11 protein-coding genes are annotated in these 14,551 nt (G+C 30.7%); 2 read left to right on the forward strand and 9 right to left on the reverse strand.

What is annotated here, in order from left to right:
- The first annotated feature begins 333 nt into the window (after nucleotides 1-333).
- Nucleotides 334-1,125 carry an MBL fold metallo-hydrolase gene (locus tag MR76_RS00665; RefSeq protein ID WP_024071777.1) on the forward strand — a complete coding sequence of 264 codons (792 nt, stop codon included), beginning with the start codon at nucleotides 334-336 and terminating at the stop codon, nucleotides 1,123-1,125.
- Nucleotides 1,126-2,078: 953 nt separating this feature from the next.
- Here MR76_RS00665 and MR76_RS00670 read toward each other — a convergent pair.
- Nucleotides 2,079-2,876 carry a type I glutamate--ammonia ligase gene (locus MR76_RS00670; RefSeq protein WP_024071778.1) on the reverse strand — a complete coding sequence of 266 codons (798 nt, stop codon included), beginning with the start codon at nucleotides 2,874-2,876 and terminating at the stop codon, nucleotides 2,079-2,081.
- 6 nt (nucleotides 2,877-2,882) lie between these two features.
- Nucleotides 2,883-4,007, reverse strand: coding sequence for a phosphate ABC transporter permease subunit PstC (gene pstC, locus MR76_RS00675; protein ID WP_024071779.1), 1,125 nt, complete (start codon nucleotides 4,005-4,007; stop codon nucleotides 2,883-2,885).
- Nucleotides 4,008-4,163: 156 nt separating this feature from the next.
- On the opposite strand from pstC, the gene alaS reads away from it, so the two are divergent.
- Entirely contained in the window at nucleotides 4,164-6,827 is a 2,664-nt protein-coding gene (gene alaS, locus MR76_RS00680; RefSeq protein WP_024071780.1) for an alanine--tRNA ligase, read from the forward strand.
- A gap of 1,106 nt (nucleotides 6,828-7,933) precedes the next feature.
- On the opposite strand, the gene sucD is transcribed toward alaS, so the two are convergent.
- The 7 genes from sucD to MR76_RS00715 all read right to left on the reverse strand — a co-directional run bounded on the left by sucD (nucleotide 7,934) and on the right by MR76_RS00715 (nucleotide 14,386).
- Nucleotides 7,934-8,821 (reverse strand): succinate--CoA ligase subunit alpha, encoded by an 888-nt coding sequence (gene sucD, locus MR76_RS00685; RefSeq protein WP_024071781.1) that lies wholly within the window; start codon nucleotides 8,819-8,821, stop codon nucleotides 7,934-7,936.
- 9 nt (nucleotides 8,822-8,830) lie between these two features.
- Nucleotides 8,831-9,994: an ADP-forming succinate--CoA ligase subunit beta gene (gene sucC, locus MR76_RS00690; RefSeq protein WP_024071782.1), complete on the reverse strand. Its 1,164-nt coding sequence runs from the start codon at nucleotides 9,992-9,994 to the stop codon at nucleotides 8,831-8,833.
- Nucleotides 9,995-10,069: 75 nt separating this feature from the next.
- Nucleotides 10,070-10,342 carry a 30S ribosomal protein S21 gene (rpsU, locus tag MR76_RS00695; RefSeq protein ID WP_024071783.1) on the reverse strand — a complete coding sequence of 91 codons (273 nt, stop codon included), beginning with the start codon at nucleotides 10,340-10,342 and terminating at the stop codon, nucleotides 10,070-10,072.
- Nucleotides 10,343-10,486: 144 nt separating this feature from the next.
- Nucleotides 10,487-11,509, reverse strand: a complete 1,023-nt coding sequence (locus tag MR76_RS00700) for a substrate-binding domain-containing protein (RefSeq protein ID WP_024071784.1) — start codon at nucleotides 11,507-11,509, stop codon at nucleotides 10,487-10,489.
- 59 nt (nucleotides 11,510-11,568) lie between these two features.
- Nucleotides 11,569-12,183 carry an SCO family protein gene (locus MR76_RS00705; protein WP_024071785.1) on the reverse strand — a complete coding sequence of 205 codons (615 nt, stop codon included), beginning with the start codon at nucleotides 12,181-12,183 and terminating at the stop codon, nucleotides 11,569-11,571.
- 635 nt (nucleotides 12,184-12,818) lie between these two features.
- Complete coding sequence (locus MR76_RS00710; RefSeq protein ID WP_024071786.1) at nucleotides 12,819-13,847, reverse strand: NAD(P)H-dependent flavin oxidoreductase; 1,029 nt, start codon at nucleotides 13,845-13,847, stop codon at nucleotides 12,819-12,821.
- An 8-nt stretch (nucleotides 13,848-13,855) separates the two neighbouring features.
- The gene (locus tag MR76_RS00715) at nucleotides 13,856-14,386 is read right to left on the reverse strand and encodes a cytochrome b (protein ID WP_024071787.1); all 531 of its coding nucleotides are present in this window, start codon (nucleotides 14,384-14,386) and stop codon (nucleotides 13,856-13,858) included.
- Between the last annotated feature and the right edge of the window lie 165 nt (nucleotides 14,387-14,551).

Below are 14,551 nucleotides of genomic sequence, written 5' to 3' on the forward strand. Positions count from 1 at the left end.
TCGTATCATGCTGAAACTTGTCTATAATTTAGATATACGCTGTATATTTGGAATATGTTTAAATCTATAATAGTATTTTGAAATAACCGAGAAATTAATATTATAGATATACTGTAATATATCTAGTTTAATAGTTATGTTTGAACTTGTCTTATATCTAAGATATATTTAATTTATAATAGTGCTTTGACATAGGTGAGTGAATATAGGTATAGATAAAATATATTAATTTTATGGCCCTAATTTACATGCGCATATTATAGAGCGTAATTTATATGCTTGACTGATAAAGTTACTAATGATATTGATCACATGTGAGTATGTTGACTTTTTATGAAAATAACAATTCTTGGATGCGGTTCATCTGGAGGTGTGCCAATTGTAGGCTGTAAGTGTGATGCTTGCAGTTCAAGTGTAAGGTATAACAAACGGATGAGGTCTTCAATATTAGTTGAAAGCAAAGATACACAGCTGCTTGTTGATACTACTCCTGATTTAAGATTTCAGGCATTACAAAATAATTTATCATCTGTTGATGCAGTATTGTATACTCATTTCCATTCTGATCATTGTGATGGTATTTCTGATCTTCAGCCATTTGTCCCTAAGCATGGTTTGAATAGTATACCTATATACAGTGATATGAATACTTTATGTTTATTGACTGCTAGTAACTCATATTTCTTTATTCCTAGTGCATATACTTCTACCTGGAAGAGGTGCCATCATTTAACAGTGAATGTAATATATCACTATAAAGAATTTACTATTAAAGATTTTCGTATATTAGCTATAAGACAGTTACATGGTATTAGTGATTCTAATGGATTTATATTCAATGATAAAGTTGCTTATTGTACTGATGTTCAATCTTTTCCAGAAGAATCTTGTAAATTTTTATATAACAAGAAAATTTTGATACTAGGTTGCTTAAAATATGATGCAAGTTTTGCACATTCTCATGTAGATTTATGTTTAGATTGGATAAAAGAATTTAAGCCAGAAATTGCTGTTTTGACTCATATGAGTCATTATCTTGAGTACTATTCTTTGGTTGATTATGTGAGAAGTCATTCTAAAGATAATATAATAGTTGGTTATGATGGATTGCAACTTAATGTTTAACATTGTAAGGTAAAGTAGAAATAAGCTATACATGTATGTAAGGTATGTGATTAGACAGTGGTATCGATCATAATAAAATGAAGGTTCAGCTGTGTGTCGTACTTGGGTGATTAGAATTGTATTTCTTTTGGTATTTTTGTTAGTTTATAGTTTTATATAATATTGTAAATGAGCATTTTGTATTTTTTGATATAATACCCTTCTATCCATTTTATAATGTAAATATATTAAAGAGACTAATGCTATGTAATCTGATATAAAATTGATCTTTGAATATCCAAGTAAGATATAGTTTATATGACTTCATAACAAAGAAATTTCTTTTATGTTGTAACTCAGGCTACAATAAATTTTGTGATATTGATGCTTGTCATTATATTCGATGATTAAAATATGGCTAAGGAGTTGTGTACATAAATCTGATTTACTTCCACTAAATGATACTTTATTGCTTCATTTAAACTTAGTGGTGATTCTTCAAGATTATATTGTATGTTAACGATATGCCATAAGTTTTAGTAGTAGCTGTATCTTTTGATCTAGTAGATTATTTTTAAAATTTGTTGGGGCTTGTAGTTATAGTCTATGCAAGTGTTGTTGTTCCTATTTTATATTATATTTTACTGCTTCATTTAAACTTAGTGGTGATTCTTCAAGATTATATTGTATGTTAACGATATGCCATAAGTTTTAGTAGTAGCTGTATCTTTTGATCTAGTAGATTATTTTTAAAATTTGTTGGGGCTTGTAGTTATAGTCTATGCAAGTGTTGTTGTTCCTATTTTATATTATATTTTACTGCTTCATTTAAATTTAGTAGTGATTTTTCAAGATTATATTGTATGTTAACGATATGCCATAAGTTTTAGTAGTAGCTGTATCTTTTGATCTAGTAGGTTATTTTTAAAATTTATTGTGGCTTGTAGTTATAGTCTATGCAAGGTGTCGTAGTCCTATTTTATATGATATCTTACTGCCTCATTTAAACTTAGTGGTAATTTTTCAAGTTTATATTGTGTATCTGACGATATTCCATAGATTTTTGGTGGTGGCTGTATTTTTTTCTCTATTCCATAAATTATTCCCTGCAAAACTGATGTTATCGCTTGGTTATAATTACAGTCTGCTCCAGGGACTCTATGTTCTATTCTACATTTTGTTGGATCTGTGCTGGTGCTTGGTATACGTATGGAGGCACTTCTATTATTTCCTCCCCAGCTTATAGTTGTTGGAGTATCTATATCAGCATGTATGTATCTTAAGTAAGAGTTGTGATTTGGAGCAAAGAAAATCATATGTTTTTTCATTAGATAACATAATCCTCCTATGCTGTACGATAAATAATCACTCATTTTATCATGTTGATTAGAAAATAAATTATTGTTATTAGAATCAAGTAAATTTATGTGTATATGAAATGCACTGCCTGGTTTGTCTAAATATGGTTTTGCAGAAAAATTAATACTTCCTCCAAAATGTTTTATACTGTCTGCTAAAATTTCTTTTATAAGATTAATCTCAAGAATAAAATTAGGAATTTTAGTAGTTGTAGATGTTTGTATCTCGTATTGTAAATTGTCTTGTTCTTTTGTTATATTGCAGTTAAAAGGATATATCCTTTCCTTAATGTTGGTAACTAATGAACTGATATCGTTTGAATTTATATTATCAAAATAGAATTCTAGTTCTATCCCTATTAGAGGGGTAATGTTAAATTTAGTACTGAGATAATCTAATGTATAGTTTAACATATAAGGTTAGTGAACTTTAATAGATCTTGTTGCTTTTTTTGTAATGTGTAGTGCAAGTAAATTAAGAAGCCACGTTATTATAAATAGTGTAAGCCCTAAAGCATATGCTGATGAAGTTTGAATACTATTAAAGTTTTGATCTCCAGTTAAAATTGTGGCGATTTGTACTGTAATAGTAGTTACAGCATGTAATGGATTAAAACTTAAATGTGCCGTTATACCAGCTGCCATTAATACAATCATTGTTTCTCCAATTACTCTTGAAATTGATAATATAATTGCGCTAATGATATTAGGTAATGCATATGGGATGATAATGTTCCAAATAGTATCTGCTCTTGATGCTCCAAGTGCCATGGATCCGTACCGTAAAGTCTTGGGGACAGAATGTATAGCGTTCTCTATCAGGGAAGTAATTAATGGGAGAATCATGATTCCTATTACTAGTCCAGCTACTAGTGCATTTTCCGATTGAGCATTAAGATTGTAATACTTTGCCAAACTTCTAATCGATGGTGATAAAAATACTACGGCAAAATACCCATACACTACTGTAGGAATACCTGCTAATATTTCAAGTATTGTGTTGGTTATATATCTGATTTTCTTGTTTGCATATTCACTTATATAAATTGCAGAAAATAACCCTAGAGGTACGGCTATGGTTATTGCAACAATAACTATAAGGAGTGTACCGCTTAATAATGGTAATATTCCAAATGAGCCTACTGGTTTTCCATCTATAATGTTTGAATCAGGTTGCCAGTTAATTCCAAATAAAAAATCAGTTAATGGTATTTTACTAAAAAACAATGCTGATTCATAAGTTAAGCATAGTACTATACATATTACAACAAGGGAGAGTAACCCTACTGAAGAAAACATGATGAGCTTCAGTAATAAGAATTCTTTATCTATGTATGCTGCTATTAAGATTAAAATTAGTATGATAAATGTTACTAAGATGAATGCTATATTCAGATGCTGTGTATAAAGTGAATAGCAGACAATGAATGGATAGACAATGTTTAGGGAAGTTATCATGTTGAACTTGTCCTCGAAAGTAAGTTTTGCTTTATGATAATTTCCTATTAATAATGCAATAGACAATAGTATTGTAACGAATATCATGTTATTTATAAATAAAATTCACAAACTTATTATATGTATAGTTTAATAATTATACCTCTGTCATATAAGTCAATTTATTTTATCACTTTTATAGTGCTTTGTAATATCAAATGTATACTTTTATGATGTAACTTATATTTTATAAAGAATAAATTTATGATAAAAAATAACTTAGTTAGCAATCTTCGAAAATTATTTATAGACTTTTTTGCAAAGAATGGTCACCAAGTCTTTCCATCTTCTCCACTAATGGTAACAGATGATCCATCTTTATTGTTTACTAATGCTGGTATGGTGCAGTTTAAACAGATGTTTATTGACTCTAATAATGCGAGTATAGAGACAGCTGTATCAAGTCAAAAATGCTTAAGGGTAGGTGGTAAGCATAATGATTTAGAGAATGTTGGATATACAAATAGACATCATACTTTTTTTGAAATGCTTGGTAATTTTAGTTTTGGTCATTATTTTAAGGAAGGTGCCATAGAATTTGCTTGGAATTTTATTACTAAAGAGCTCTCTTTGAACAAGAATAAGCTGTATTTTACAGTATATCACGATGATCAAGAAGCATTTGATTTATGGAAAAAAATCAGTGGTGTTTCTGATAATAGAATAATCAAAATAAAAACTAATGATAATTTTTGGAGTATGGGAAATACAGGACCATGTGGTCCTTGTTCAGAGATTTTCTATGATTATGGGGATAATGTAAAAGGAGGATTACCTGGTACTTTGGAAGAAGATGGTGCAAGGTTTACGGAAATCTGGAATTTAGTTTTTATGCAATATGATAGAAAGTTAGATGGTGAACTGTGTGCGTTACCAAAAAAATGTATAGATACTGGTATGGGACTTGAAAGAATTACAGCTGTCATGCAAGGGGTATATGATAATTATGATATAAGCTTGTTTAAAGATTTAATAGAGGTATCAAAAAAACAATCAGGTGATAGTACAAATGAACTTGCTCATAGAGTTATTGCAGATCATGTACGTTCAGCAGCATTTCTAATAGCAGAAGGCTTAACGCCAGGTAATGAGGGAAGAGATTACATTTTACGTCGTATAATTAGAAGAGCAGCTCGATATGTATATATGTTAAAATATGATGGAGCTTTAATGTATCAAATTTTTCCGACTTTAATTGATGAAAAAAGTTGTGGATATATGGCGGATTATTATCCTGAATTACTTCATGCTAAGGATCTAATAATATCAGTTTTAAAGATAGAAGAAGAGAATTTTAGGGATACTTTAGTTAGGGCATTGCCATTACTTGAGAAAGAGTTAGTGAATTTGTCTTCAGGTGATGTTTTATCAGGTGATATTGCTTTTAAATTGTATGATACTTATGGGTTTCCGGTAGATATTACTTTAGATGTTATAAAAGAAAAAGGGGTAAAATTTGATGAACAGGGCTTTTATGATAACATGCGTAAACAAAAAGAAAGATCTAGGCTTAACCATTCCATAAAATCTGATCAACAGTTAAAAGGGAAATTTTGGACAGATATTAAACAGTATTGTGGTGATACAAAGTTTATCGGATATGAACGTTGTAATGCTATAGCTAAAGTTGTATCAATAGTTCATGGGCATGATAAGAGTACTGAAGTAGCTCATGTTGAGGATAAAGTTGATATATTGTTAGACATAACACCATTTTATGCTGAATCTGGAGGGCAAAAAGGAGATATAGGAACATTAAGGGTTGTTGTGAGACATGAAAAAGAGTTACTTGATAATAATAATGTTGCTGAAGTGATAAACACAAAAAAGATATTGGATACTCTTTATGTTCATGAGTGTGTTATCAAAAGAGGCTCCATAATGGTAGGGGATATAATTTCTGCAGAAGTTGATGATGAAAGAAGAAAAAATTTATGTGCTAATCATTCGGCAACGCATTTATTACATTATGTCTTAAAGTCAGAGATAGATAATAGCATCATGCAGAAAGGGTCATTGGTAAGTGATGATAAATTACGTTTTGATTTTAGTTATGGTATGGCATTAACAAATGAACAGCTTACTTTGATTGAAGATAAGATGTATTTGTTAATACGTGAAAATAGTCCTGTTATTACTGATATATGTGATTTAAAAGATGCAATCGCTGAAGGGGCTGTTGCATTATTTACTGAAAAATATGAAGAACATGGAGTGAGAGTAGTTAATATAAAAAATTCGAAAGAATTATGTTGCGGTACTCATGTGAAATACACTGGTGAGATAGGATGTTTTAAGATAATCTCAGAAGCTAGTGTTGCTTGTGGAATACGTAGAATAGAAGCTGTTACAGGTCAGTATGCGATAAATTATTTTAGACAACAAGAGAAGATGTTGTATTCAATTGCTGAGAATATTAAGACTCCTATAGATAATGTATTAGTACAAATAGATAAGCTTAATAAAAGTAATCAAGAACTAAAGCAGAAATTATCAGATGTCTATTTTAGTGTGATTAAGCTACAAGGTATTAGTGCTGAGAAAATAGGCAATATTGATTTCTTATATAGTAGTTTGAGTGATGTACCGATTGACATAGTTAAGAAGTTTATTAATAGGTATTTGACTGATAGTGGGATTATATTGTTTTCTAATGTTGTGGATCACAATGTGATATATACTATAGGTGTCGGAAGTAGTTTACATAGTAAAGTTAAAGCTGTAGATTTTGTAAAAATAATAGGTAGTATAATGAAAAGCAAAGGTGGAGGCAATGCCCAATTAGCACAAATTAGTGGAGAATATGTGAAAGAAGTGGATATTATATCTCATGTAAAAAATAAGTTAATTAGTATTTTTAATGATTAGATAATGCAAATTTTACATGGTTCATATTCTTTTTATTGTGAAGACAGTTTTTTGATTTTGAGGTATTTTCTTGTATTAGAAATGGAATGGATGTTGTGAGTATGATAAGGTTAATATTTTTTAATAATATATTACGATGAGAAATATGAAATTTGTCTTGTAAAGTTTTGAGATAATAAGATTCTGTAGGCGAAAAGTTAAAAATTTTATAATATTCTATAAATAGAGATAATGTATAAAATTTTGTTGATGCAAAATACCTATGTGTGAGGTTCTTTATAAATTACGTAAACATGATTTGTTGTGACGAATATGAGTTTATAGAAGTATCGATAGTAAAAACTCAAATGAGTTAGGTAGAAGAATACTACTTGCTTTAGTCAATGCTAAAAATACTTAATAAATTACGTAAACATGATTTGTTGTGACGAGTACAAGTTTATAGAAGTATCGATAGTAAAAACTCAAATGAGTTAGTTAGAAGAATACTACTTGCTTTAGTCAATGCTAGAAATACTTAATAAATTACGTAAACATGATTTGTTGTGAAGAGTACAGGTTTATAGAAGTATCGATAGTAAAAACTCAAATGAGTTAGTTAGAAGAATACTACTTGCTTCAGTCAATGCTAGAAATACTTAATAAATTACGTAAACATGATTTGTTGTGAAGAGTACAGGTTTATAGAAGTATCGATAGTAAAAACTCAAATGAGTTAGTTAGAAGAATACTACTTGCTTTAGTCAATGCTAGAAATACTTGTAATACCAATTATGTAAAAAATAAATTAGTAAAGGGTCTTTTTGTTTCATCTACTCTATCTTTATAGGGTAATCCTCATTATAGCCATATGGAATGGTATAAAATAGTAAGTGATTACATTTCATTGCAATAGCCAGCAAATGTTTTTAATATGGGTAACAAGTTAGGATACCCATAACCAAATGTTTTGCCTATAACTCGAAACAAGCCTACTACTTACCACTAGCCAAGAATTTTAACATAATAGAAGCAATGTTAATACCAAACAGACATTGATTACTCATCAGATTGCAAAAGATGGACAAAAAGTAAGAAATATGCAATACAGATAAAAAGTATATTAATTAGCTTTTTGTTTTATTATTCATAGCTTCTAACATTGTTCTTCCTATGACTGCTGGAGTTTCAGCAATAATAATACCTGCATTTTTCATAGCTGCTATTTTACCCTCAGCACTGCCTGAAGTACCTGAGGAAATTGCTCCAGCATGACCCATGCGTTTCCCTGTAGGTGCAGTTTTTCCAGCAATGAATCCAACTATAGGTTTATTAGTTCCTGATAACTTTATAAATTCTGCAACCTCTTCCTCTTCTGACCCTCCAATCTCTCCAATCATGATAATACCATGTGTGTCTGGATCGTTTATGAATAGTTTCATGCAATCTGTGAAAGACATCCCATGGATAGGATCTCCACCTATGCCAATACATGTTGATTGTCCTAATCCAACTTCTGTGGTTTGTGCTACTGCTTCATATGTAAGTGTGCCAGAACGTGAAATGACACCTATATGACCGCGTTTATGTATGTATCCAGGCATAATACCAATTTTACATTCTTCTGGAGTGATGATACCAGGGCAGTTAGGGCCTATTAATATACTCGCGGAGTTAACTAAAGCACGTTTTACTTGTACCATATCTAAAATAGGTATGCCCTCTGTAATACAAACAATAATCTCTATTTCAGCTTCAATTGCTTCTAATATTGCATCAGCTGCGTAAGGGGCCGGAACGTAAATAACAGTAGCATTAGCTCCTACCTCTAGCTTGGCTTGCTTTACAGTATTGAAAACTGGTAAGTTCAAATGATATGTCCCACCTTTTCCAGGAGTTACTCCACCTACCATGTTTGTTCCATAAGCAATAGCTTGTTCTGAATGGAATGTACCATGAGCACCAGTAAAACCCTGGCATATAACTTTTGTATTACTATCTACTAAAATGGACATATTGTGCCTCTATTTCTTTACTATATTAACTATATTGTATGCTGCTTCGCTTAAATCATTTGCTGTAATAATATTTAGCTTTGAATCATCTAATAGTTTTCTTCCTAATTCAAAATTTGTTCCGGATAATCTTACAACTAATGGAACCTTTATTCCAATTTCTTGTATAGCAGCAATAATACCACTAGCAATTATATCACAGCGCATTATACCACCAAATATATTAACCAATATCCCCTCAACCTTACTATCTGATAGAATGATCTTGAATGCTTCAGTAACAGTTTGTTGATTTGCTCCTCCACCTACATCTAAGAAATTTGCCGGTTCAGCACCATAGTATTTTATAATATCCATAGTTGCCATAGCAAGCCCTGCACCATTTACCATGCATCCAATATTACCATCCATCTTTACATAGTTTAAGCCATACTTTGAAGCTTCTATCTCTTCTTTGATTTCTTCGTCATAGTCACGTAGCTCCTGTATATCAGGATGACGATATAATGCATTATCATCAAAATTCATTTTTGCATCGAGAGCAATAAAATCTCCTGATGATGTTTCTACCAAAGGATTAATTTCTATTTGGTTTGCATCAGTGCTTAACATGGCTTTGTATATTTTTCCAGCTATATCAGAAATTTTTCTTGTTTGATCTAAACTTAGATTACTGTCAAAGCATAAATTACGTCCGTGAAAGCTCTGGAATTCAAATATCGGGTCGATATCACATACAATAACTTTTTCTGGAGAAGTTGAAGCTACTTCTTCTATGTCAACACCACCTTCAGTTGAAAATATTATGCTTACTTGACCTTGCTTACGATTTACAATAGCACTTATGTAGTACTCTTTTTTAATATCACAGCCTGCCTCTAAGTAAACTTTTCTTACTTTTTGTCCATCTTTTGAAGTCTGATGAGTAACCAAAGTTGATCCTAACATATTTTTTACAGACATCTTAGTTTCATCTAATGTACGAGATACTACAACCCCACCGGCTTTACCTCTACCACCAGCATGAATCTGAGCTTTTACAACAACTACCTTTGAATTTAGCTGACTGACAGCATCATCAACTTCACTTAATGAATGTACTACAACCCCTTTTGGAATGTTAACACCAAACTTACTTAGTATATGCTTTGCCTGATACTCATGAATATTCATATTAATATACCTTACTTGTACTATGACTATAATTTATATATAGAGAGTATAAGAGCTATAATTAGAACTCTATACTCATTTATTAGTGCTGTCATCAGCTTGAGAAGGCCTCTTTACTTGAAAATGTCTTGCACTAACTTGAAACTTAGTAAACTGTGGCTCATAAGGTATCTTGTGCAATTTCTTTCTTCTCCTTTCACAATCATCCTTTTTCCTTGCACGTTTTTCTGATGGTTTTTCATGATGAGTAATTTTCATCTGTCTAGGCTTTCCCTCACGTTGTAATTTCTTTTTGAGGGTGCGTATACCTTGTTCTATATCTCCATGGTAAACTATAACTTCAACCAAAGAAAGTCCTCCTATATAGATAAATCGAGCAGTAATGATACCAATAACAGATTAATTATGTCAAATTGTTTTTAAGAAGTTATGATTGTAAAAACATTATATATATACTTAGATAGCAAATGAACCATGTATTTATGGAATGTGCTATTGTTTTTCCAATGTGCTGATAATGCGATTTTTATTATCTTCTAAATCTTTGTCTGATAAAGGTATAAAACCTAATCCAATCAGGTATCCATTCTTGCCAATAGAATCTTCTCTTAAGATTATCTTAATAAATTCTTTTAAGCCAGGAGAAAGGTTAATGTGCTCTTGTTTTATATATAGATATATAGGTCGTGATAGAACATATTCCCCTGAGGAAATTGTCTCATAATTAGGTTCTATTCCGGCTATTTTGTTTGCGTGAATTTTATCTTGATTTTTAACTAAAAAACTAAAACTTAATATGCCAAAGGCATCAGGGTTTTTTGCTATTTTTTGTATGATAATATTTTCATTTGCAGCAACTTCAATGTACTTACCATCATTACGCATGACACCACATATGCGTTGTCTTTTTGTGAACTCAGGGTACACATCGATAAAATTTTGGTTAGTTATGCAAGCATCTTGCATTATTTCTTCTATTAGTATGTTGTAAGTTCCAGTGTTTTTGTATGGGCCATAAACTTCAATATCAATATTAGGGAACCTATTGTTGACTTCAGACCAATATCTGAAATTGTTTAATGCTATTGTTTCAGTATATTCATTTGATGTAGAATATTTACTTAAAGCTTTAAATAGATCTTTTTTAGTGAAATCAAGCTTGTCCCTGTCCTTAGAACTTGCGATTACTATGCCATCATACCCTATAATGAGTTCTGTAATATTGTTGATATTATTACTTTCACATAATTTAAGTTCTGCATCCTTGATTTTTCTGGATGACATTACTATATCTGGTGTATTTTTTCCTGCACCTTGACAAAACATACTGAATCCCATGCCACTACCGACTGACTCTATTATAGGGGTTTCATAATCTGAAAACCTTCCAAATTCTTCCGCTATGGCAGAGATAAATGGAAATGCTGTGGATGATCCAACAACACGTATTTGTTGTGCATTAGAATTAAATGCTAATATTATTAGCAATAAAAACAGCAAAAGAAATCTACCCATAATGTATATCCATAAATTCATATTAGAGTGTGTACTATTCTCTTTAATTAATTATTAAATTAGAGGTATTGTTTAATTATAGATAATAACTCATCTGCTTGACTTTTTTCTGCTTGTAAGTCGGGATAAAAGTATGTAAGATATTTCCCTTTTGTGTCGAGAATGTACATTATAGTAGAGTGAGAAATTTGATTATCTTTATCCCGTTGCCCAACATATATGTTATAATTTTGTATTATTTGCTTAATATCTTCAGTATTGCCTGTTAGCATTTGAATTCTTGAATCAAAATGGTCATGAAATTTTTTTAACTTTTCTACAGTATCATTTATTGGATCAATTGTGATAAAAATGACTTGTAATTTATTTGCATCATTACCAAGTTGTGACAGAACTTCAGATGCTAAGCCTAATTCTGCAGGGCATATACTTTCACATGAAGAAAATCCAAATAAAACTAACATGTATTTTCCTTGAAAGTCGTGGCTATTTACCGTATGCCCATCTTGATTTGTTAAAGTAAAACTAGTGTCAGTATAAGATTCACCTGGTATGATGTTAGTAGAATCATGGTGCCTTACTTGAAAGATACCTTGTTTTGTTATATAAGAGTATCCTAAGAAAATTGCTGCAACTAATAAACAGACATTAAGTATAAATTTTATAACTTTCATTATATGCTCCAATACATAATAAGTTTTATTATAGAGTATTGAATTATATGCTATACCAAGGTGATATTATGTCAAGTTACTAAAAATCTTTTATAGTGTATTACTAACTTTACTTTGCTAATATTCTAGCTTCAATGGAGTACATAGATTGTTGTATTTCACGATGTAATTTGTAAATAATCTTTTTCTATTCCTTTATATAAAAGATAAAAAAATAAAGATTTGTTGATATATAACATAAATAAGATTTGCAAAAAGCCTTTTATATTAGGCTTAAGTTTACGTATTTCTTAATTTATTAGGATTAATATAATATAGCAGTACTGCTATATCATATAAGCTAATGGGTATATATGATGGGTAGATTTTCTTGCTGTTTTTGTTGCTAATAATATTAGCATTTAATTTTAATGCGCAACAAATACGTGTTGTGTTGGATCATCCATAGCATTTCCATTCATCTTCGCCATAGAGAAGAATTTGGAGGATTTTCAGATTATGAGACCTCTATAATAGAGTCAGTCGGTAGTGACATGGAGTTCAGGATGTTTTTTGTCAAGGTGCAGGAAAAAGTACACCAGATATAGTAATGTCATCCAGAAAGATCAAAGATGCAGAACTTAACTTATAGTTGTTCAATAGGTAGTTAATTTTTGTACTGAGGTTATATAGTTACACGCTTGTAATATAAGCCCTTGAATTACTTGTTCAGTGGTTTGTATTTCACGTACCATTCCTACACTTTGTCCAGCCATAAGAGACCCATTGGTAATATCCCCATCTATTACTGCTTTTCGTAACGCTCCTGCCCAGAATTTTTCTATGGTAAGTTGTCCATCTTCTTTTGAAATTTTTCCTTGATTATATAAATTAATGACATCTTTTTGTAATTCTAAAAATTTTATGCTAGCATCATTTGCTATAGCTCGTACTGGTATAACTGAAAAATCTTTACTTAATTGTGAAGATGATATTGCATCCCTAGAAGAAGATTTAATAAATACTTCCTTGAAGTTTTTATGTACACGTGATTCATGTGTGCACACAAAAAGTGTTCCAATCTGGCATCCACTTGCTCCCATTATTAAATAATGGGCTATCATTTCGCCTCTTCCAATCCCTCCGGCAATAAAAATAGGTACTTTTTTAAGGTGTTCTTCTTGTCTAAAATAGGGTAATATTTCTTGTGTAAGTACAGAAGTACTGACAGGACCTATGTGTCCACCTGCTTCCATCCCCTCTACTATTAATGCGTCTACTCCTGCTCTTACTAACCTTTTTGCAATTGATAAAGATGATGCAAAACACATTATTTTGATATTTGCATCTTTAATACGATTTATAATTTTACTATTGGGTATACCACCTGCTAATACTATATGTGTGATGTTTTTTTCAATACATACTTCAATTAATTCATTTAAAGTGGGATGCATTATAATTAAATTTACACCAAAAGTATTATTTGTTAACTGTTGAGTGAGTTCTATTTCTTTCCTTAGTTCTTCAGAATTAATAGAACCACATGCTAAAACACCGAATCCTCCAGCATTTGATATTGCAGATACTAGGTAAGGATCTGAGACCCAACTCATTGCTCCACCCATAATAGCAAATTTACTTCCTAGAAACTCTATACCTACTTTCCATAATTCTGATAGCATGACAACTCTTATATTATACGATTAAAAATATTATCCTTATCTATAAACTTATGCTTTAGTGCTGCTAGTATATGTACAATTATTAAAGTAGACAACATATATGCGCATATGTTATGGCTCTGTTGTGCAGCATTAGCTATGTCTGTGTTGGAGTCAATTAATAATGGCACGTTAAATAAAAAAAAATCTATTGCTTTTCCTGAAGCTGAGGACATAACATAACCAGATATAGCCATTCCTATGACAGTAATATATAAACTTGTATGTGTAATTTTAGAGATTAAAGCCAAAAAATGTGAAAAGTTTTTAGGATATGGAGGGATATTTGAATTAAGCCTACATATTAGGCGTAATATTAATAGAAATAACAGTATTATCCCTGTTGATTTGTGTAGGGAATAAAATTTTCCTATAGGAAAATTGTCGGGGAATACTTCCATTTTTAAGCAAAACCCCATAATCAGCATTAATATGATTGGTATACCAGTTAACCAATGCATTATCCTGAGAGAAATATGATATTGAGATTTTTCTGCCATTTTTTTTATAAAAACGTTTAACGTCCCTATATATCACATACAGAGAAATTTTATCAATAAAATATTTTATAAGGTTTTAAGTGACTGATAGAGGTTGTTTATGTATAATAAATACATAACTGAGTAATATAATTAACCTCAAAATAGTGTCGTTTACGAATCTTT

The organism is Ehrlichia muris AS145, from assembly GCF_000508225.1.
Taxonomy (GTDB): domain Bacteria; phylum Pseudomonadota; class Alphaproteobacteria; order Rickettsiales; family Anaplasmataceae; genus Ehrlichia; species Ehrlichia muris.